The 21,527-nt window shown below is 72.5% G+C and carries 8 protein-coding genes; all 8 read left to right on the forward strand.

Features of this window, described 5'->3' with window-relative positions:
* Positions 1-2,900, forward strand: a 2,900-nt coding sequence (locus ABGB14_RS29050; RefSeq protein ID WP_347647001.1) for a type I polyketide synthase, incomplete at its 5' end; no start/stop codon positions are given.
* Between the two features lie 15 nt (positions 2,901-2,915).
* Positions 2,916-3,737 (forward strand): hypothetical protein, encoded by an 822-nt coding sequence (locus tag ABGB14_RS29055; protein WP_347647002.1) that lies wholly within the window; start codon positions 2,916-2,918, stop codon positions 3,735-3,737.
* Between the two features lie 2 nt (positions 3,738-3,739).
* Complete coding sequence (locus tag ABGB14_RS29060) at positions 3,740-6,823, forward strand: amino acid adenylation domain-containing protein (RefSeq protein ID WP_347647003.1); 3,084 nt, start codon at positions 3,740-3,742, stop codon at positions 6,821-6,823.
* Between the two features lie 158 nt (positions 6,824-6,981).
* Positions 6,982-13,290 (forward strand): amino acid adenylation domain-containing protein, encoded by a 6,309-nt coding sequence (locus tag ABGB14_RS29065; protein WP_347647004.1) that lies wholly within the window; start codon positions 6,982-6,984, stop codon positions 13,288-13,290.
* Positions 13,287-18,674: an amino acid adenylation domain-containing protein gene (locus ABGB14_RS29070; RefSeq protein ID WP_347647005.1), complete on the forward strand. Its 5,388-nt coding sequence runs from the start codon at positions 13,287-13,289 to the stop codon at positions 18,672-18,674. Before ABGB14_RS29065 ends, ABGB14_RS29070 begins: the two co-directional genes overlap by 4 nt.
* Positions 18,671-19,750: a saccharopine dehydrogenase NADP-binding domain-containing protein gene (locus ABGB14_RS29075; RefSeq protein WP_347647006.1), complete on the forward strand. Its 1,080-nt coding sequence runs from the start codon at positions 18,671-18,673 to the stop codon at positions 19,748-19,750. Before ABGB14_RS29070 ends, ABGB14_RS29075 begins: the two co-directional genes overlap by 4 nt.
* On the forward strand, positions 19,747-20,781 hold the full coding sequence (locus tag ABGB14_RS29080; RefSeq protein WP_347647007.1) for a Gfo/Idh/MocA family oxidoreductase: 1,035 nt from the start codon (positions 19,747-19,749) through the stop codon (positions 20,779-20,781). Before ABGB14_RS29075 ends, ABGB14_RS29080 begins: the two co-directional genes overlap by 4 nt.
* On the forward strand, positions 20,778-21,521 hold the full coding sequence (locus tag ABGB14_RS29085; RefSeq protein WP_347647008.1) for an alpha/beta fold hydrolase: 744 nt from the start codon (positions 20,778-20,780) through the stop codon (positions 21,519-21,521). The genes ABGB14_RS29080 and ABGB14_RS29085 overlap by 4 nt, the downstream gene beginning before the upstream one ends.
* Positions 21,522-21,527 lie beyond the last annotated feature (6 nt).

Below are 21,527 nucleotides of genomic sequence, written 5' to 3' on the forward strand. Positions count from 1 at the left end.
GCGGGGCGGCTCATTTCCTGGAGGTGGGTCCGGATGGGGTGCTGACGGGGTTGGCGCAGCAGAGCGTGGATGCGGTGTTCGTGCCGGCTGTGCGTAAGGACCGGGACGAGGTCCGGGCGCTGGTCGAAGCGCTGGGACGGCTGCACGTCGAGGGCGTCACCGTGGACTGGACGGCGGCGCTGGCCCCGGGCCGGTTCGTGGACCTGCCGACGTACGCGTTCCAGCATGAGCGGTTCTGGGTGCCGGCGGCTCTGGAGTCGCAGGACGTGGGCGCGGCCGGATTGGGCGCCATCGACCATCCGTTGTGGAGCGCGGTGACCGAGGTCGCCGGTGGCGAGTCGGTGGTCTTCTCGGGCCGGTTGTCGCTCGATGGGCAGTCGTGGCTGGTTGATCATCAGGTGGATGGCCGGGTGGTGGTGCCGGGGGCGGCGCTGGTGGAGCTGGCGTTGCGTGCGGGTCGGGAGCTGGGGTGTGCGCGGCTGGTCGAGTTGACGATGCAGGCGCCGTTGGTGGTGGCGGCCGGAGCCGGGGTGGATGTCCAGCTGGTGGCCGGTCCGTGTGACGACGCTGGTGGCCGCCCGGTGGGGTTGTACTCGCGTGAGGGTCAGGCGGAGTGGACGCTGCACGCGCAGGGGTTGCTGGCTGAGGAGGGCGAGCAGCCGGTCGGGGTTGCGGGGCAGTGGCCGCCGGCGGGTGCCCGGCCGGTTGATGTCGGGCACCTGTATGACGACATGGCGGCGATCGGTCTGGAGTATGGGCCGTTGTTCCAGGGGTTGGTGGCTGCCTGGCAGCAGCAGGACGCGGTGTTCGCCGAGATCGCCCTGCCCGAGCAGGGGCACGCTGATGCGGGACGGTTCGGGTTGCATCCGGCGTTGCTGGACGCGTCGCTGCACGCCGCGGCGTTGGGTGGTCTGGTGCCGGGGGCGGAAGGGCGGCCGTATCTGCCGTTCGCCTGGAGCGGCGTGTCGTTGCACGCGGCGGGTGCGACCGGCCTGCGGGTCAAGGTCACCCGCGGCTCCTCCGAGACCAGCGTCAGGTTGAGCATCGCGGACGAGACCGGCGCCCCGGTGGCCGAGATCGACGCCCTCACCCTGAGGCCCGTGTCGGCGGCCGAGCTCAGCGTGGCTGAAAGCCAGGGCCTGCTGCACCAGCTCGAGTGGTCCGCGGCCCCGGCCGCCGCCGATCAGGACGCGGCCCGGTGGGTCGTGCTGGGGACCGACGACCTGGGCACCGGGGCAGAGATCCACCCGGATCTGGCCTCCATCGACGCGGCGGACGTCCCGGACGCGGTCGTGGCCCGCTGCGCGGGCGCGGACCTGCACGCCACGACCCGCGCGGCGCTGGCCCTGGTGCAGGAGTGGCTCGCCGACGAGCGCCTGGCATCGTCGCGGCTGGTGATCGTCACCCGCCAGGCCGTCGCGGCAGCCGGGGACGACGTTCCCGACCCGGCGCAGGCGGCGGTGTGGGGCCTGGTGCGGGCCGTGCAGTCGGAGCAGCCCGGCCGGTTCGTGCTGCTGGACGCCGGCACCGAGCGGCTGGACGCCGAGACGGTGGGCCACGCGCTCGCGACCGGCGAATCCCAGATCGCCGTCCGGGAGGGCAACCTCCTGACGCCGAAGCTGAGCCGGGCGACGGATCTGGAGCAGGGCGAGCCGGTGTTCGGCCCCGACGGCACCGTACTGATCACGGGCGGCACGGGCGGGCTGGGCGCGCTGGTGGCGCGTCACCTGGTCATCGAGCACGACGTACGGCACCTGCTGCTGGTCAGCCGGCGCGGCCCGGACGCGCCCGGCGCGGCCGAGCTGGCGACCGAGCTCTCGGAGCTGGGCGCCCGGGTGGACGTGGCCGCGTGCGACGTGGCCGACCGTGACGCGCTCGCCCGGCTGCTGGAGGGCGTGGACGGGCTGGCTGGGGTGGTGCACACGGCCGGCGTCCTGGACGACGGCGTCATCGCCTCTCTCACTCCCGAGCGCATGGACGGGGTGTTGAGGCCCAAGGCCGACGCCGCCCACCACCTGCACGAGCTCACGCAGCACCTCGATCTGAGAGCGTTCGTGCTCTTCTCCTCGCTGGCCGGGGTGCTGGGCAGCGCGGGCCAGGCCAACTACGCCGCGGCCAACGCCTACCTGGACGCCCTGGCCCACCACCGTCAGGTGCATGGCCTGCCGGCGACCTCGCTGGCCTGGGGGTTGTGGACGACCAGCGGCATGGCGGGCGAGCTCAACGCGGCGGACCTGCGCCGCATGGAGCGCGGGGGCGTGAGGCCGCTGTCCACCGAGGAGGGGTTGGCGCTCTTCGACCTCGGCGTCCGCTCCGGCCGCCCCGTGCTGGTCCCGGCGAAGTTCACCAAGGTCAGGAACCGCACCAGACCCCGCCGTACCCGGCCTGGCCAGGGGCTGGCGGAACGGCTCGCCACGATGGAACCGGACAGGATCGAGGCCACCCTGTCGGAGGTCGTCAGGGGCCAGGTGGCCGCGGTGCTCGGGTTCGCCGACGAGTCGGCGATCGAGCCGCAGCGCCAGTTCCAGGAGCTCGGCTTCGACTCGCTGACCGCGGTGGAACTGCGCAACCAGCTCAACACGGCCACCGGCCTGCAACTCCCGGCCACGCTCATCTTCGACTATCCAACTCCCCACGACCTGACGCGGTTCGTCCTGGAGCAGCTCTTCCCGGCCGTCGCGGCGGGCACGGCCGAGCCCGCCGACGCCCGCAGCGACGCCGAGGTGCGGCAGCTCCTGACGACCATCCCGATCGAACGACTGCGTGCGGCCGGACTGCTGGACAGCCTCTTCCGCCTGGCCGGCCCGGAGGACGAGGAGACGAACGGCAGGACCGAGGAGATCGACAGCATGGACGCCGACCTCCTGATTCAGCTCGCCCTTGAAGGCGGGAGTTCCTAGTCAAAGGAAATGATCATGACTCTGGTTACCACTTGGACGACGCTCAAAGAATCCGGCTCGGGAAACCTCGTCCTCTGCGTCGACTTCACGGAGACCGGCCGGGCGGAGGCCGGCTTCCCTGACCTGCTGGCGAAGATGGACTACGACGGGACGTTCTGGCATGTCTCCCCGCCCGCCGTGACACCTGGCTCGGGTGTCGACGGCGCCGCCTACGTGCGTTCGTGGATGGAACCTCTCAAGGCGAGCGGCCGGAAGGTGCACGCGGTGATGGGCTACTGCATCGGCGCCGTCTACGCGGCCGAGCTCGTGGACCTGCTGGAGAAGGAGCAGGGTGAGGCGCCCCGGCTGATCGTCTTCGACCCGGAGCCCACCAGCCTGGAGAACATCTACTTCCAGTTCGGCAAGGTCTTCGGCATCCTCTCCTCGATCCTCAGCGAGGAGGACGTCGCCGAGACCCGCGAGGCGATGGACCGTCCGCTGCAGCAGGAGGGCGTCACGGTCGAGGGCTACGCCGCCCAGCTGTACGCGAAGTTCCGCGACGTCGGGCAGCGCGCGTTCGAAAGAGCCGGGCTCGACCCGGAGTACTCGGAAGAGATGTGGGGCACGTTCAGCGCCTTCCTGTCCTTCCTCACCTACGCCGACACCCTGGATCCCTGGGAGGGGTGGCAGCGCGCCACCGCGGTGAGCTCGAACAACCCGAACAACGGCCTGAACCGGCTGCGCGAGTCGGGCCGCGGCCCCGTCGTGGCCGAGGAGCTCAGGTTCGACAAGGGCCACGACGTGTTGCTCACCGACGACGAGATCGCCAGGGCCGTTACCAAGCTGCTGGAGAGATGATCATGGAGCAGATGCTGGGCCAGCGCGCCACCCGCAAGGAGCAGGCGCTGTGGTTGCTGGAAGAGCTCGTCCCCGGCGCCGGGGTGAACAACCTGGCCGTGGCGTTCAGCGTGACGGGCCGGGCGCGGCGCGACCTCATGCTGGAAGCGGTCAACCGCGTGGTGCACCGCCACGAGATCCTGCGCACGGTGTTCAGGGTCGAGCCCGAGGGCATGGTGCGTGAGGTCGTGCCCCCGGAGCGGGCCGTGCTGCGGTTCGAGGAGGCCGGCTGGGACGACACGCGCGAGTGGCTGGGGGAGTTCGTCGCGCGGCCGTTCGAGCCCGGCGGCGAGCTGCTGGTGCGCGCCGCGGTCCTGGAGGAGGACGCGGGCGAGGTCTACTGCCTGGCCGTCCACCACTCGATCTTCGACGGGCTGTCGACGGCGCTGCTGACGAACGAGCTCGTCACGCTCTACGACGCGCTGGTGGCGGGAGAGCCGCCGGCGCGCGACGTCGTACCGGCCTGGGAGGAGCCGGAGCCCGACCCGCGCAGCGGCGCGTTCTGGCGCGACAAGCTGGACGGGTTCCACGCCGGCGACCTCGACCTGTGGTGCGAGCAGGCCGAGACCTCCCAGACGACCCTCGTGGGCGACGTGATCAACTGGGAGCTGTCGCCCGCCGCGCGCGAGGCGGCCCGGCAGATGCAGCGCGAGCTGCGGGCGCCCGAGTCGGTCATCCTCCTGGCCGCGTACGGCGTGCTGCTGGCCGCCCACGGCGCCGGCCCCGACCTCACGATCGGCTCTCCCGTCAGCGTGCGCACGCCCGAGGCCGCCACCCGGATCGGCTACCACATCAACGTGCTCACCCTGCGCACGCGGGTCCACTGGGCGAGCACCTTCCGCACGCACGCGCGCAACACCCGCCGCACGTTCATGGAGGCCATGTCGCACGCCGACTACCCGGTGGACGACCTGCTGGAGATCGTGCCGCGCGACGGCTGGCGCAACAACCTGTTCCGGCACACGTTCAACTACGTGCCCGCCGACCTGACGGCCGGGTTCACGCTGGGCGGCCTGCCGGCCGAACAGGTGGTGATCGAGAACGGCTTCAGCAAGTTCGACCTGGAGTTCTTCGTCACCTCCACCTCGGACAGCATCAAGATCAGGACCGCGTTCTGCGTGGACGTGCTCGACCGGTCCGACGTGGAGCTGCTGCTGGCCCGCTACGACGAGCTGCTCGTCACGCTCGCCGAGCAGCCCGACCTGCCGCTCGCGGACATTCCCGTCTGGTGCTACCAGGACCGCGCGGCCATCGAGATGGCCAACGCCACCGAGCACACCGTGACGCCCGCGACCGTGCTGGAGAAGATCGCCCGCAAGGTGTCCGCCGCGCCGCCCGAGGACGTCGTGGCCGTGGTGGACGGCGACCGGCACGTCGGCCTGCGCCGGTTGTGGGCCGCCGCCGAGGCCACCCGCGACGCGCTCCAGGCCGCGGGGGTGGGCAGGGGCGACGTCGTCGCGCTGCTCGCGCGGCGCTCACCCGAGCTGGCCGCGGCGGCGCTCGGCGTGTGGCTGGCCGGAGCGGCGTACCTGCCGCTCGAACCCGACCACCCGCAGCAGCGCCTCGACTACCAGCTCGACGACGCCGGCGCGGCCGTGGTCCTCGCGGGCGACGGCATCACCGTCTCCGGCGAGCGCACGGTCCTGCCGCTCGTGTCCGTCGACGCGGTCACGCCGGTGTCCGGGCAGGTGTCGTCGTTCAGCCCCGTCCGGCCTGAGGACTGCGCGTACCTCATCTACACCAGCGGCTCGACCGGGCTTCCCAAGGGCACCCTGATCGACCACTACAGCCTGGCCAACCTGATCGCGCACTTCGCGCACCAGCTGTCGGCGGGGCCGCGCGACACCGTGCTCTGGCTGACCACGTTCAGCTTCGACATCTCCGCGCTGGAGTTGTTCCTGCCCCTGACGACGGACGCCCGGCTGGCCATCGCGCCCGACGACGCCCGCACCCAGGGCGAGCCGCTGGCCGAAGCCCTGCGGCGCTACGACGTCACCATCGCCCAGGCCACGCCGACCACCTGGCGGCTGGTCGTGGACCAGGCGTCCGGCGAGCTGGCGGGTTGCCGCGTGTTGTGCGGCGGCGAGCCGATGCCCGCCGTCCTGGCCGAGCGGCTGGCCGCCACCGGCTGCGAGCTCTACAACGTGTACGGCCCCACCGAGACCACGATCTGGTCCACCGCCGGACGCATCGACCCCGCCGCGGACCGCATCGACGTCGGCGTGCCCATCGCCAACACGAAGGTGTACGTGGCCGCCCCCGACGGCCGCCCGCTGCCCATCGGCACCCGCGGCGAGCTCTGCATCGCCGGCGACGGCGTGGCCATCGGTTACCACAACCGGCCGGAGCTGACCGCCGAACGGTTCGGCGAGCACCCCGTCTACGGCCGGTACTACCGCACGGGCGACCTGGCCCAGTGGACCTCCGACGGCAAGCTGGAGATCCTCGGCCGGCTCGACCGCCAGATCAAGCTGCGCGGCAACCGGATCGAGCTCGCCGAGGTCGAAGGCGTGCTGCTGGCACACCCCGACGTGCGGGCCGCCGCCGTCGTCGTGGTCGGCGACCCCAGCGCGGACGCCGTCCTGTGGGCGTTCGTGGTGGCGCCCGACCGGCCTGAGGTCACCTCGGAGCTGTGGGAGCACGCCAGCGCGTCGCTCCCGTACGCGGCGACCCCCCAGGAGTACGTCGCGGTGGACGCCTTCCCGATGACCGGCAACGACAAGGTCGACTACCCGGCCCTGCGCAACCTGGCCACGGAGCTGCGCAGCACCGCCGAGACCACCGCGGACGAGGCCGACCTCCCGGCCGGCACCGGGGACGCGCTGGTCGACTCCCTGGTGGCGCTCTGGAAGGCCATGCTGAACCGTGCCGATCTCGGCCCCGACAGCCACTTCTTCGCGCTCGGCGGGCACTCGCTGCTGGCGGTCAAGCTGCTGCAGGAGATCAAGAAGGCGACGCAGATCCGGCTCAAGCTGAAGGACATCTTCGAGGAGCCGACCCCGGCCGGTCTCGCCCGCAGGCTGCAGGCCGCCGACACAAATTCCTGACGAGGCGCGGCCGGGCGACCCCGCCCGGCCGCCGACACGACGTAAGCGGCACTAGTGGATAGGCGGGTTGTCTCGTGTTGGAGAAAGTCGAGGAAGTACGGGCTGTTCCGTCCGCGCGGCCGGGCCGCTCCCCCGGCGCGCCACCGACCATGGAATCGATGCGCGCCGACATCGCCGCCCAGCTCGACCTCGACCCCTCCGAGGTCACGGACGGCGCCGACCTGATCAGCCTCGGCCTCGACTCGCTCCGCGCGATGCGGCTCGCCGGGCGGTGGCGGCGGGCGGGGGCCCGGATCGTCTTCGCCGAGCTGGCGACGGAGTTCACCCTCGCGGCCTGGTGGTCGCTGGTCCGCTCCCGGCTGACCGAGGCCGCCGCTCCGGAACAGGAGCCGGAGCCGGCCGTGGACGAGACGGCGCCGTTCCCGCTCACCCCCGTCCAGCTGGCCTACTGGATCGGCCGCGGCGACGGGCAGGTCATCGGGGGCGTCGGCTGCCACGCCTACCTGGAGTTCGACGGCTCGGGCGTCGAGCCGGACCGGCTGGAGCGGGCCGTACGCGCCCTCGTCGCCCGTCACGGAATGTTGCGGGCGATCTTCCACGACGACGGCACCCAGCAGATCATGGACACCAGCCCGTGGCCCGGCCTGACCGTCCACGACCTGTCGGAGCTCGGCGAGGACGCCGCCGAGGACATCAGGGAGCAGCTGTCGCACCGCCGCTTCGACGCCTCCCGCGGCGAGGTGTTCGACGTGCGGCTGTCGCTGCTGCCGGGCGGCCGGTCGAGGGTGCACTTCGAGGTGGACTTCCTCGTCGCCGACGTGCTCGGCCTCCAGATCCTGCTGAAGGACCTGGCCCGGCTCTACCTGGAGCCCGACGCGCCCATGCCCGCCCTGGCCTGCTCGTTCCCCCGCTACCTCGCCGCGAGGGGCGCGGAGCGGGCGGCACGGCGTACCCGCGACCAGGAGTACTGGCGCGGCCGGCTGGGCGAGCTGCCCGGCGCGCCACAACTCCCTCTCGCCACCGAACCGGCCATGATCGCCCGGCCCCGCTTCGCCCGCCGCGAGAGGTGGCTGTCGACCAGCGCGTGGCAGCGCATCCAGGAGCAGGCCCGCGTGCACGGGCTGACCCCCGCCATGGTGCTCGCCGCCGCCTACTGCGAGGTGCTGGCAGCGTGGAGCGGCGAACCGCGGTTCCTGCTCAACCTGCCGCTGTTCGACCGGGACGACACCGTCCATCCGGACGTCGCCCACCTGGTCGCCGACTTCACCAACCTGATCCTGGTGGCCGCCGACCTCTCGGAGCCGCAGCCGTTCGCCGAGCGCGCCAGGACCCTGCAGGCCCGCTTCCGCGCCGACGCTCGGCACACCGGATACTCCGGCGTCGAGGTGCTCAGGGACCTGGCCAGGAACGGGGAGCACTCGGGCGCGCCGGTCGTGTTCGCCTGCAACCTGGGGACCGAGCTGATCGTCCCTGAGGTGCGGGAGGCGTTGGGCGAACCCGGATGGATGATCACGCAGACCCCGCAGGTCTGGCTCGACCACCAGATCAACGAGTACGACCACGGGCTCCACCTGGCTTGGGACGCGGTGGAGGAGTTGTTCGCGCCGGGGGTGCTGGATGCGATGTTCGGGGCGTATGGGGGGTTGCTGGAGTGGTTGTCGGAGGGTGATTGGTCGGGTGAGGTGCCTGCTCTGCTTCCTTCGGAACAGAGCGTGGTGCGGGAGCGGGTGAATGCCACGGCTGGTTCGGTGCCGGATGGGGTGTTGCATGGTGGGTTCTTCGCGCGTGCGGTGAGTGAGCCGGATCGGGTGGCGTTGATCGTTGAGGGTGGGTCCGTTTCTTACGGTGAGTTGGCGGATCGGGCGTTGCGGGTGGCTGGTCATCTGGTGGGGGTGGGGGTTCGGCCGGGTGATGCGGTGGGTGTGGTGGTGCCCAAGGGGCCGGATCAGGTTGTGGCTGTGTTGGGGGTGTTGGCTGCTGGTGGTGTGTATGTGCCGGTGGGGGTGGATCAGCCGGTGGCGCGTCGGGAGCGGATTCTGGCGCGGGCGGGTGTGTGTCAGGTGTTGACCGAGGTGCCGGTGGGGGAGCGGTTGTCGGGTCCGGTGGTGGTGTCGCCGGATGTGTCGGCGTATGTGATTTTCACGTCGGGGTCGACGGGTGAGCCGAAGGGTGTGGAGGTTTCTCATCGGGCGGCGTTGAACACGGTCGTGGACGTGAACGAGCGGTTCGCGGTGGGTGCCGGGGATCGGGTGCTGGCGGTGTCGGCGCTGGATTTCGATCTGTCGGTGTACGACATCTTCGGCCTGTTGTCGGCCGGCGGCGCGCTCGTGTTGCCCGAGGAGGGTGAGCGGCGGGACGCGCAGGCATGGGCCCGCCTGTGCGAGACCCATGGCGTGACCCTGTGGAACACGGTGCCGACCCTTCTCGACATGCTGCTCACGACGGTCGAGCAGGCGCCCTCCCGGCTCCGGCTGGCGCTGGTGTCGGGTGACTGGGTGGGGCTGGACCTGCAGGCGCGGTTGGCGGCGCAGAGTGGGGGGCGGTGCCGGTTGGTGGCGTTGGGGGGTGCCACGGAGGCGGCGATCTGGTCGAACGCGTTGGTGGTCGATCGGGTGCCGGCGCACTGGACGTCGGTTCCGTACGGGTTCCCGCTGCGTAATCAGCGGTATCGGGTGGTGGATGGCCGGGGTCGTGACTGCCCGGACTGGGTGGCGGGGGAGTTGTGGATCGGTGGTGCGGGGGTGGCGGTCGGGTATCGGGGTGATCCGGAGACGACGGCGGTCAAGTTCGTGGAGGGTGCGGGTGGGCGCTGGTATCGGACGGGGGACATGGGCCGGTACTGGCCGGACGGCACGCTGGAGTTCTTGGGCCGGGCGGATCATCAGGTGAAGGTTCGCGGGCATCGGATCGAGTTGGGTGAGGTGGAGGCCGCGCTGGAGGCGTTCCCGAAGGTGGGGCGTGCGGTGGCGGTGGCGGTGGGGGATCGGCGGCAGCGGCGGCTGGCGGCGTTCGTCACTCCTGGCGACGTGGACCAAGGCAGGCTGCGCGCGTTCCTGGCCGACCGGTTACCGGGTTACGCGATCCCGCCGGCGATCACCATGCTGGACGAGCTGCCCCTGACGGCCAACGGCAAGATCGACAGATCCGCGCTCACCGCACTCGTCGCCGACACACCGGAGACCACGGCGTACGAGCCGCCCGTCGGCCCCGCCGAGACCGTGCTCGCCACCATCTGGGCCGACCTGCTCGAACGCCCGGCGGTGCGGCGCAGCGACAACTTCTTCACCCTCGGCGGCGACTCGCTGCTCGCCACCCGCATGATCGCCCGGCTGCGCGCGGAAGGCGTCACCGACGCCAGGCTGAGCGTGTTGTTCCAGACGCCGGTGCTGGCGGACTTCGCGGCCACCCTCACCCTCGGTGAGGCGGCCCCGCCGGTCCCCGCGCTCGCCCCCGACGTGGCGCACCGGCACGACCCGTTCCCGCCCACCGAGGTGCAGCGGGCCTACTGGCTCGGCCGCGCCGAGCACTTCACGCTCGGCGGCGTCGGCTGCCACTTCTACACCGAGTTCGACGGCGACATCGACCTCGACCGGCTGGAAACCGCGTGGAACCTGCTGATCGAGCGGCACGAGATGTTGCGTGCCGTCTTCGACCAGGACGGGCTCCAGCGCATCCTGCCCGAGGTGCCGCGCTTCGCCATCGCCGCCGCCGACAGCGTCGAGGCCATGCGCGAGCAGATGTCGCACCAGGTGCTCGACGTCTCGGCGTGGCCGCTGTTCGACGCGCGGGCCGTACGCCACGAAAGCGGGGTGCGGCTCGGCGTCAGCTTCGACAACATCATCGTCGACGCGCTGAGCATGATGGTCTTCTTCGCCGAGCTCGACCAGCTCTACCACGACCCCGACACCGTCCTGCCGCCGATCGGGGTGTCGTTCCGCGACTACCTGCTCGCGCAGGACCCCGATCCCGCCGTCTTCGAGACGGCCAAGGACTACTGGGCGGCCCGGCTCCCCGAGTTGCCGCCCGCCCCGCAACTGCCGCTCCGCGTCGACCCGGCGCTGGTCGACCGGCCCAGGTTCGCCCGGCGCGAGCTCCGGCTGCCCGCCGCCCGGTGGCGGGCGATCACCGACCTGGCCCGCCGGTACGAGCTCACCCCGGCCACCGTGCTGGCGGCGGCGTTCGGCGAGGTCCTGGGCACGTGGAGCGCCCAGCAGGAGCTCACGCTGAACCTCACGCTGTTCGACCGGCGCGAGGTGCACCCCGACATCCACCGCGTGCTCGGCGACTTCACCTCGCTGCTGCTCGTCGGCTACCGGCAGGGCGCCGGCTGGCTGGACGGAGCCCGCAAGCTCCAGGAAGAGGTCTGGCGCGGCCTGGAGCACGGCGAGGTCTCGGCGGTCTGGGTGATGCGCGAGCTGGCCAGGCGGAACGCCGCGATCGAGATGACCATGCCGGTGGTGTTCACCAGCACGCTCGGGGTCGGCGGCGAGGGCATGGCCGGGCCGTCGTTCGCCGAACAGGTCTGGGGCGTGTCGCAGACCCCGCAGGTCTGGCTGGACAGCCAGGTCGGCGAGATCGACGGCGAACTGCTGGTCCGATGGGACGCGGTGGAGGAGTTGTTCGCGCCGGGGGTGCTGGATGCGATGTTCGGGGCGTATGGGGGGTTGCTGGAGTGGTTGTCGGAGGGTGATTGGTCGGGTGAGGTGCCTGCTCTGCTTCCTTCGGAACAGAGCGTGGTGCGGGAGCGGGTGAATGCCACGGCTGGTTCGGTGCCGGATGGGGTGTTGCATGGTGGGTTCTTCGCGCGTGCGGTGAGTGAGCCGGATCGGGTGGCGTTGATCGTTGAGGGTGGGTCCGTTTCTTACGGTGAGTTGGCGGATCGGGCGTTGCGGGTGGCTGGTCATCTGGTGGGGGTGGGGGTTCGGCCGGGTGATGCGGTGGGTGTGGTGGTGCCCAAGGGGCCGGATCAGGTTGTGGCTGTGTTGGGGGTGTTGGCTGCTGGTGGTGTGTATGTGCCGGTGGGGGTGGATCAGCCGGTGGCGCGTCGGGAGCGGATTCTGGCGCGGGCGGGTGTGTGTCAGGTGTTGACCGAGGTGCCGGTGGGGGAGCGGTTGTCGGGTCCGGTGGTGGTGTCGCCGGATGTGTCGGCGTATGTGATTTTCACGTCGGGGTCGACGGGTGAGCCGAAGGGTGTGGAGGTTTCTCATCGGGCGGCGTTGAACACGGTCGTGGACGTGAACGAGCGGTTCGCGGTGGGTGCCGGGGATCGGGTGCTGGCGGTGTCGGCGCTGGATTTCGATCTGTCGGTGTACGACATCTTCGGCCTGTTGTCGGCCGGCGGCGCGCTCGTGTTGCCCGAGGAGGGTGAGCGGCGGGACGCGCAGGCATGGGCCCGCCTGTGCGAGACCCATGGCGTGACCCTGTGGAACACGGTGCCGACCCTTCTCGACATGCTGCTCACGACGGTCGAGCAGGCGCCCTCCCGGCTCCGGCTGGCGCTGGTGTCGGGTGACTGGGTGGGGCTGGACCTGCAGGCGCGGTTGGCGGCGCAGAGTGGGGGGCGGTGCCGGTTGGTGGCGTTGGGGGGTGCCACGGAGGCGGCGATCTGGTCGAACGCGTTGGTGGTCGATCGGGTGCCGGCGCACTGGACGTCGGTTCCGTACGGGTTCCCGCTGCGTAATCAGCGGTATCGGGTGGTGGATGGCCGGGGTCGTGACTGCCCGGACTGGGTGGCGGGGGAGTTGTGGATCGGTGGTGCGGGGGTGGCGGTCGGGTATCGGGGTGATCCGGAGACGACGGCGGTCAAGTTCGTGGAGGGTGCGGGTGGGCGCTGGTATCGGACGGGGGACATGGGCCGGTACTGGCCGGACGGCACGCTGGAGTTCTTGGGCCGGGCGGATCATCAGGTGAAGGTTCGCGGGCATCGGATCGAGTTGGGTGAGGTGGAGGCCGCGCTGGAGGCGTTCCCGAAGGTGGGGCGTGCGGTGGCGGTGGCGGTGGGGGATCGGCGGCAGCGGCGGCTGGCGGCGTTCGTCACTCCTGGCGACGTGGACCAAGGCAAGCTGCGCGCGTTCCTGGCCGACCGGTTACCGGGTTACGCGATCCCGCCGGCGATCACCATGCTGGACGAGCTGCCGCTGACGGCCAACGGCAAGATCGACAGATCCGCGCTCGTCCTGGAGACGGAGCCACCACCGGACGGGGACGACCCCCCACGCCCGGGCGTGGAGCAGCAGCTCGCCGAGCTGTGGGCCGAGCTCCTGGAGATTCCGCCGCCAGGCCGTGGCCAGAGCTTCTTCGCCCTCGGCGGCGACTCGCTGCTCGCCACCCGCTTCGCCGAGATCGTCCGCCGCAGGCTCGGCGTCGAGCTGTCCCTGCGCCGCTTCTTCACCACTCCCACCATCGCGGACTGCGCCGAGGCGATCGGCCTGACGACGGACGACACCGAAGAGGAGGGCGTGCTGTGACCCAGGCACCGGCCGCACCAGAGCCGACCGTACGAGACCTGATCGCCGACATGGAAGCGGCGGGAATCCGACTGTGGGAGGACGGCGGCGGCCTGCGCTTCCGCGCCCCCAAGGGAGCGCTGACCGAGGAACGCCGGGCGGCGCTGCTCGGCGCCAAGCCCCAGATCATCGCCCACCTGCGCCGCGAGGCCGAGGCCGAGACCGTGCGCCCCGACCCGGGACACCGCCTCGACCCCTTCCCCCTCACCGACGTGCAGCAGGCCTACCTGCTCGGCCGCAACGACGCCTTCGGCTACGGCGGGGTCGCCTGCCACGGCTACGTCGAGGTCGCCTTCCCCGAGCTCGACCCCGGGCGGGTCCAGGCGGCGTGGCGCACGCTGATCGAGCGGCACGACATGCTCCGCGCCGTCATCCACCCCGACGGCCACCAGCAGGTGCTGGCCGAGGTGCCCGCCTACGACGTGCAGGTGAGCGACCTGCGCGGCACCGACCCCGAGCAACGGCTCGCCGCCATCCGCGAGGAGATGGCGCACACGCTCTACCCCGCGGGCAGCTGGCCCCTGTTCGAGCTGCGGATCTCGCTCACCGACCGCGGCGCGCTCCTGCACGCCTCGATCGACCTGCTCATCGCCGACTACGTCAGCATCCAGCTGCTGCTGGCGGAGCTGCACACCCTGCACGAGAACCCCGGCGCCGACCTGCCGCCCGTCCCGGTCGGCTTCCGCGACTGCGTGCTGGCCCTGCGCGCGCAGCGCGAGAGCGGCCGGTACGACCGCGACCGCGCCTACTGGTGGGCCCGCGTCGACGACCTGCCGCCGGCGCCCGAGCTGCCCGCGCTCGACCAGCAGGCGGAGGCCAGGTTCCAGCGCTGGGAGAGCCGGGTCGAGCCGGAACGGTGGAGCAGGCTGCGCGCCAGGGCGTCGGCGGCCGGCACCACGCCGTCGCAGGCCGTGCTGGCCGCCTACGCCGAGATCATCGGGCGGTGGAGCCGCCGGCCCAGGTTCACGCTCAACCTGACGCTGCTCGATCGCCCGCCCCTGCACCCGTCGATCGACCAGGTGGTGGGCGACTTCACCACGCTCAACCTGCTCGCCGTCGACACCACGCCCGACCGGCCGTTCGCCGACCGCGCCCGCGCCATCGGCGAGCAGCTCTTCGCCGACATGGAGCACCGCCGGTGCGGCGGCATCGAGGTCATGCGCGAGCTGGCCAGGAGGCGCGGTCGTGACGCCGCGCTGATGCCGGTGGTGTTCACCAGCGCCATCGGCCTCGGCCAGGACGAGGCGGAGCACGGCAGACCCGAGTACGGCATCAGCCAGACGCCCCAGGTGTGGATCGACTGCCAGGTCAAGGAACACCGCGGCGCGCTGCTGGTGAACTGGGACGTGCGCGCGGGCGTGCTCCCCGACGGGCTGGTGGACGACATGTTCGCCGCCTTCACCGCGCTCCTCGGCGACCTGTCGGCGGAGGAGACGTGGGCCTCCGCGTCCCCCGTCGGCCTGCCCGCCGCCCAGGCCGGCAGCCGCGCCCGGGCCAACGACACCGCCGCGCCGCTCCCCGGCGGGCTGCTGCACGACGAGGTCGTGGCCCAGGCCCGCCGCACCCCCGGCCGCACCGCCGTCGTCACCTCCGAGGGCTCGCTCACGTACGGCGAGCTGCTCGGCCGGGCGACGGCGGTGGCGCGGGCGCTCGGCGCGGCCGGTCACGAGCCAGGACAGATCGTCGCCGTCGTCATGGACAAGGGCGCCGAGCAGGTCGTGGCCGTGCTGGGCATCCTCATGGCCGGCGGCGCCTACCTGCCCGTCGACACCGGCCAGCCGCCCGCCAGGCGCGACCGCATCCTCGCCGACGCCTCGGCCCGCCTGGTGCTGACGCAGTCGTGGCGCGCGGAGGACGGCTGGATCGCCGTCGACACCCTGCAGCCCGTCGACGCGGCGCCGCCCGGGGCCCGGCGACGGCCAGGCGACCTGGCGTACGTCATCTACACCTCCGGCTCCACCGGAGTGCCCAAAGGCGTGATGATCAGCCATCAGGCCGCCCGCAACACCATCGACGACATCAACACCCGCTTCGGCGTCGGCCAGGACGACCGCGTGCTCGGCCTGGCCAACCTGGGCTTCGACCTGTCCGTCTACGACATCTTCGGGCCGCTAGCGACCGGCGGCGCGCTGGTGCTGCCCGACCCGGCGCGCAGGGGAGACCCCGCGCACTGGGCCGACCTCGCCGCCAGGCACGCGGTCACCGTGTGGAACTCCGTGCCCGCGCAACTCCAGATGCTCCAGCACTACCTGGACGCCGAGCCGGCGGCCGGGCTGCCCGAGCTGCGGCTGGCGATGGTGTCCGGCGACTGGGTGCCCGTGGCGCTGCCCGGCCAGATCCGCCGCCGGCTGCCCGGCCTCGACGTGGTCAGCCTGGGCGGCGCCACCGAGGCCGCCATCTGGTCCATCCACCACCCCATCGGCGACCCGCTGCCCGGCTGGGTGAGCGTCCCGTACGGCAGGCCGCTGGCCAACCAGACCTTCCACGTGCTCGACGCCTCCATGCGGCCCAGCCCTGACTGGGTGCCGGGAGAGCTGTACATCGGCGGCGCCGGGGTGGCCATCGGCTACCTCGGCGACGAGGCCAAGACCGCGGAGCGGTTCGTCCAGCACGCGGGCGAGCGCCTCTACCGCACCGGCGACCTGGGCCGTTACCGGCCCGGCGGCACGATCGAGTTCCTGGGCAGGGAGGACTCCCAGGTCAAGATCCGCGGCCACCGCATCGAGCTCGCCGAGGTGGAGACCGCGCTGCAGGCGCACCCTGCGGTCGCCGCCGGCACGGTGATCGTCGACGGCGACCGGGCCCTCGAACGCCGCCTCGTCGGCTTCGCGCAGGCCGTACGGAAGGAGGATGGCGGCGGCGACGAGCCGGACGTCGCCGCGGCGGCCGAGGCGGCGGCCCGCGCCGCGCTCGAAGGCGTCGACCTGCCGCGCGTGGTGGCGGTCGCCGAGACGCTCGACGAGATCGCGCTCACCTCGATGGCGGCGGCGCTGCGCACGGCCGGGCTGTTCGCCGGCGGCGCCCGCCACGACCTGGCGGAGATCCTGGAGAGCGCCCGGGTCGCGCCCGACCATCACCGGCTGGTCCGGCGCTGGCTCGCCGCGCTGCACGAGCGCGGCCGGCTCGGCCGCGACGACGCCGGCCGCTACCACGACCTGCGCGAGCCCGCCGCCCTCGAACCGCTCTGGCAGCGCGTCGAGAACCTCACGACAGGGCTCGACTACGGCGCCGAGCTGGTCAGGTTCCTGCGCGTCAGCACCACGCACCTGCCGGAGCTGATGCGCGGCGAGCTCGACGCCCGCGAGCTGCTGTTCCCCGAGGGGGAGATGGAGACCGCCGAGGGCGCCTACAAGGACAACGTGCTCAGCAGGTACGTCAACCGCATCGTGCGCGCCGTCGTCGGCCGCGTCGCCGAGCGGCACGCGGGCGGGCCGCTGCGCGTCCTGGAGGCCGGGGCGGGCGTCGGCGGCACCAGCGCCGAGCTCATCTCCGAGCTGGCGGGGCACCACGTCGAATACCTGTTCACCGACCTGTCGCGGTTCTTCCTCGGCCAGGCCGCCGAACGGTTCGCCGAGCACCCATGGGTGCGCTACGGCCTGTTCGACATCAATGCCGACTACCGCGCCCAGGGATACGAGCCCAACTCCTTCGACGTCATCCTCTGCGCCAACGTGCTGCACAACTCGCACGACGCCGCCGCCGTGCTCGCCAGGTTCCGCGAGCTGCTGGCGCCGGGCGGCTGGCTGGTGTTCATCGAGACGACCCGCGAACACGTGCAGATCATGAGCTCGATGGAGTTCCTGATGAACCCGCACGACTACGCCGACGTGCGCCAGGGCCGCGACCGGACGTTCGTCGCCCGCGAGGAGTGGCTCGACCTGCTCGCGGCCGCCGGCGCCACCACCATGGCCTGCCTCCCCGGGCCCGACGACGCGCTCGCCGCGCTGGGGCAGTGCGTGTTCGCCGCCCGCTTCCCCGCCGACCGGGAGCACATCGACCTCGCGGAGTTGCGGGCGTTCCTGGGCGAGCGGCTGCCCGGCTACATGATCCCGACCCACGTCCAGGTGGTCGACGAGCTGCCGCTGACCGACAACGGCAAGATCGACCGGGCGCGGCTGCGCTCCCTGCTGCCCCGTACGGCCGGCGAGAGCACGCCCGCCGGCGAGGAGCCGCGCGACGACCTCGAACGGCGGCTCGCCGCGCTCTGGGCCGAACTCCTCGGCCTCCAGCAGGTCGGCAGGGACCAGGACTTCTTCGCGCTGGGCGGCGACTCCCTGCTGGTCACCCGGCTGGCCGGGCGCGTCCGCGAGGAGCTGCCCGAGGCGCACAACTTCTACTGGGACAGCCTCGTCCGCCAGCTCGTCAACCAGCCGACCGTCGCCGCGCTCGCCGCCCACCTCCGCCAGGCCCGCGACGACCGCGACCGCGGCCTGTCCAGGACGGACGTCAGCCCGCTGGTGCGCCTGTCCGGCGGGCAGGGCCCGGTGCGGGTGCTGCTCCACGACGGCACCGGCACGCTGACCCCCTACCGGGCGCTCACCCCGGAGTTGTCCGGCGGCCCTCTGCTCGGCCTGGTGATCAACGACGCGGGACACTACCTGGAGCTCGATCCCGCCGCCGCCGTGGAGTCGCTGGCCGGATCGTACGCCCAGGCGCTGCTCAAGGAGGACGCGCCCAGCTACCACATCATCGGCTACTGCATGGGCGGGCTGATCGCCACCGAGGTCGCCCGGCGGCTCACCGAGGGCGGCGCCACCGTCGACGAGCTCACCGTCATCAGCAGCTCCCGCTTCCCGTACCGGATCAGCGACGAGCTCATGCTCGAGTACGGCTTCGCCCAGGCGTGCGGGCTCGACCCCGTCCGGCTCGGCTACCCCGGGGAGGACCTGGCCCGCGCCCTGCGGGCCGTGCTGGAGTCCTCGCCGGGACACGTGGGCGAGGGCGCACTCGCCGCGCTGGCCGGCTCCGCCGACCCGGGCCTCGCCGCCATCGGCGGCCGCTTCGCCGAGCTGTCCGTCACCTCGGCCGCCGACCGCCTGGCCGCCGTCGCCCGTGGCCTCGACCATCCGCCCGAGCGCGTCGACCTCGCCTACCGGGTCTTCAGGCAGAGCTTCACCGCCGTCACCTGCTACGACCCCGAGCCGTACGCGGGCGACATCACGTTCCTGCGCCAGCGCGGCGTCACCAACCTCGTACCGACCCTCCAGGACGACATGACGGAGTTCTGGCAGGACCTCTGCCTGGGACGGCTCGCCGTGCGCGACGTCGGGGGCGACCACTTCACCTGCCTCGACCAGGGCCACGCCGCCGGAGTCGCCAAGCTGATCACCGGGACGACCGCGTGATCGGCGTCCTCGGCGGCTACGGAGCGGTCGGCGCCGCCGCCACCCTCCTTCTCGCGGGCCGCGCCGCGCGCGTGCGGGTGGGCGGGCGCGACGGTGCGGCGGCGCGGCGGTTCGTCGCCGGCGCTCTGGGCGGGGAGGGCGAGGCGTGGCAGGTGGACGCCTTCGATCCGGACGCGCTCGCCCGGTTCTGCCGGGGCTGCCAGGTCGTCGTCAACTGCGCGGGCCCGTCGTACCTGCTGCGGGACCGGGTGGCACGGGCCGCCTTCGAGGAAGGAGCCGACTACGTGGACGCCGCCGGCGACGCGGCGTCCTTCGCCGGGCTGGCCGCGACCGGCACCGGCGGCCGTACAGCGGTGATCTCCGCCGGGATGCTCCCCGGCCTCACCGGCCTGCTGCCCCGCCACCTCGCCGCCCTCTCCTCCGCGCACAGCGGCCCGGCGGTAAGGCTTGACGTCTACACCGGAGGGCTGGACCGGCTCACCCCCGCGGCGGCCGGGGACTTCCTGCTGGCCGGTGCGGAGGAGCGGGGCGCGGCGCTGGCCGGGTGGCGTGACGGCGGCAAGGTCGCCCGCGCCCTCACCCCCGCTCACGACGTCGAACTGCCCTACTTCCCCGGGCCGGTCACCGCCTACCCCTACCTGAGTGCCGAGGCGGAACGGGTCGCCGCCGACCTGGGGCTGGCCGAGGCCCGCTGGTACAACGTGATCGCCGGCGACCGCGTCCTCGCCACCGCGAGCACCGCCACGTCGGCCGCCGACCTGGCCCGCGTCGCCGAGCTCGAACTGGCCGGGCGCACGCCGTACTATGTCCTGCTTTTTCAGCTCAGCGGCCCGCACAACACCAGCACCCTCGTGGTGCGCACGGCGGACTCCTACGCGCTGACCGCCGCCGTCACCGCCCACGCCGCGCGGGCGGTCCTGGCGGGTGAGGTCCCGGACGGGCTGCACCACGCCGACGCCGTGCTCGACCCGGCCAGGATGCTGGCGGACCTCGAGGGCGTGGCGACGGCCGAGATCACGGACGCGGTCGCCCCCATCGACCTGGCCGCGCCGGCGTTCGAGGAGGGCGCGCTGTGAAACGAGTCGTGGTGTGCGGCACCAAGTTCGGCCAGATCTACCTGTCGGCCATGCGGGACGGCCCCTTCGAGCTCACCGGCATCCTGGCCCGCGGCAGCGCCAGATCCGCCGCGTACGCCAGGGAACACGGCGTCCCGCTGCTCACCGACCCCGACCAGGTGCCCGAGCTCGCGGACCTGGCCTGCGTGGTCGTACGGTCGGGAGTCGTCGGCGGCGAGGGCAGCGAGCTGGCCGCGGCGCTGCTGTCCCGGGGCGTGCACGTGCTCCAGGAACATCCGGTCCACGCCGACGAGCTGGCCCGCACCCTGCGCACCGCCAGGGCCGCGGCCGCGGTGCACCACGTGAACACCCTGTACGTCCACCTGGACCCCGTGCGCCGCTTCATCGATGCCGCCCGCCGCCTGCGCGAACTCCAGCAGCCGCTCTACGTGGACGCCGCCTGCAGCGTCCACGTGGCCTGCGCCCTGTTCGACATCCTCGGCCAGGCCCTGGGCGGTCTGCGCCCCTGGGCGTTCACCGCCACGGCCCCGGGCACGCCCTTCTCGTGCGTCACGGGTACGGTCGGAGGAGTGCCCCTCACCCTCCGGGTGCAGAACCAGATCGCGCCCAACGACCCCGACGCCCACCTCCACCTCCTGCACCGCATCACGGTGGGCACGGAGGGCGGCAACCTCACGCTGGTCAACACGCACGGCCCGATCGTGTGGACCCCGCGGATGTACGTCGCCCGCGACGCCGACGACCGCTTCGACACCGGGGCCGACCACCTGCGCCTGCCGAGCGCCACCACCATCGGGCCGGAGCAGGCGCCCACGTTCGCCGACATCGTCACCAAGGTGTGGCCGGACGGCGTGCGCCGGGCGCTGACCGGGCTGCGCGAGGCCGCCGAGGACGGCCGCGACCCGCTGCGGCAGGGCCAGTACCACCTGACGCTCAGCCGCCTGTGGCAGGACGCCACCGCGGCGATCGGCCGGCCCGAGCTGCTGGTCCAGACGGCACCCCGCCCCCTGTCCGCGACGGAGCTCGCATGAACTGGTTCCACTGCTACCAGCCCAGGCCGTACGCGTCGTTGCGGCTGTTCTGCTTCCCCCACGCCGGCGGCTCGGCGAGCTTCTACCGAGGCTGGCACGCGGCGGCGCCGCACTCCGTCGAGGTGCGCGCCGTGCAGTACCCGGGGCGGGGCGACCGCCGCGCCGACCCGTTCGTCGACGACGCCCACCACCTCGCGGGGCTCGTCGCCGACGCGATGGCGCCGCTGCTCGACCGGCCGGTCGCGCTGTTCGGGCACAGCATGGGAGCGCTGATCGCGTACGAGGTGGCGCGCACGCTGGAGGCCAGGGGAAGGGGCGTGACGCACCTGTTCGCCTCCGGCCGGCACGCGCCCCACGAGCACCGCCCCGGCGACACGCACGCCGGCTCCAACGACGAGCTGATCGACGAGATCGTCGCGCTCGGCGGCGTCGAGCCCGAGCTCATGGCCGACCCCGACATCCGCGAGCTGGCGTTGCCGGCCATCCGCAACGACTACCGGCTCGACGAGACCTACCGGCACCGCCCCGGCGGCGTGCTCGCCTGCCCCGTCACCGCCCTGCTCGGCGGAGACGACCCGGAGGTCACCCCGGAGCAGGCGGCGCGGTGGGGCGAGCTGACCAGGGCCCGCTGCACCGTCCGCACGCTGGACGGCGACCACTTCTACCTGGTGCCACGCCAGGACGAGGTGATCGCGGAGCTGTCCCGCGCCGTCACCACGGCCTGGGCGTCCACCCCCTGACCCCCT

Source organism: Nonomuraea sp. B10E15 (assembly GCF_039871615.1).
Lineage (GTDB): Bacteria > Actinomycetota > Actinomycetes > Streptosporangiales > Streptosporangiaceae > Nonomuraea.

Coding starts and splice junctions, on each gene's coding strand:
- ABGB14_RS29085 (WP_347647008.1), top strand. CDS start 20,778: ATGAACTGGTTCCACTGCTACCAGCCCAGGCCGTACGCGTCGTTGCGG.
- ABGB14_RS29060 (WP_347647003.1), top strand. CDS start 3,740: ATGGAGCAGATGCTGGGCCAGCGCGCCACCCGCAAGGAGCAGGCGCTG.
- ABGB14_RS29055 (WP_347647002.1), top strand. CDS start 2,916: ATGACTCTGGTTACCACTTGGACGACGCTCAAAGAATCCGGCTCGGGA.
- ABGB14_RS29065 (WP_347647004.1), top strand. CDS start 6,982: ATGCGCGCCGACATCGCCGCCCAGCTCGACCTCGACCCCTCCGAGGTC.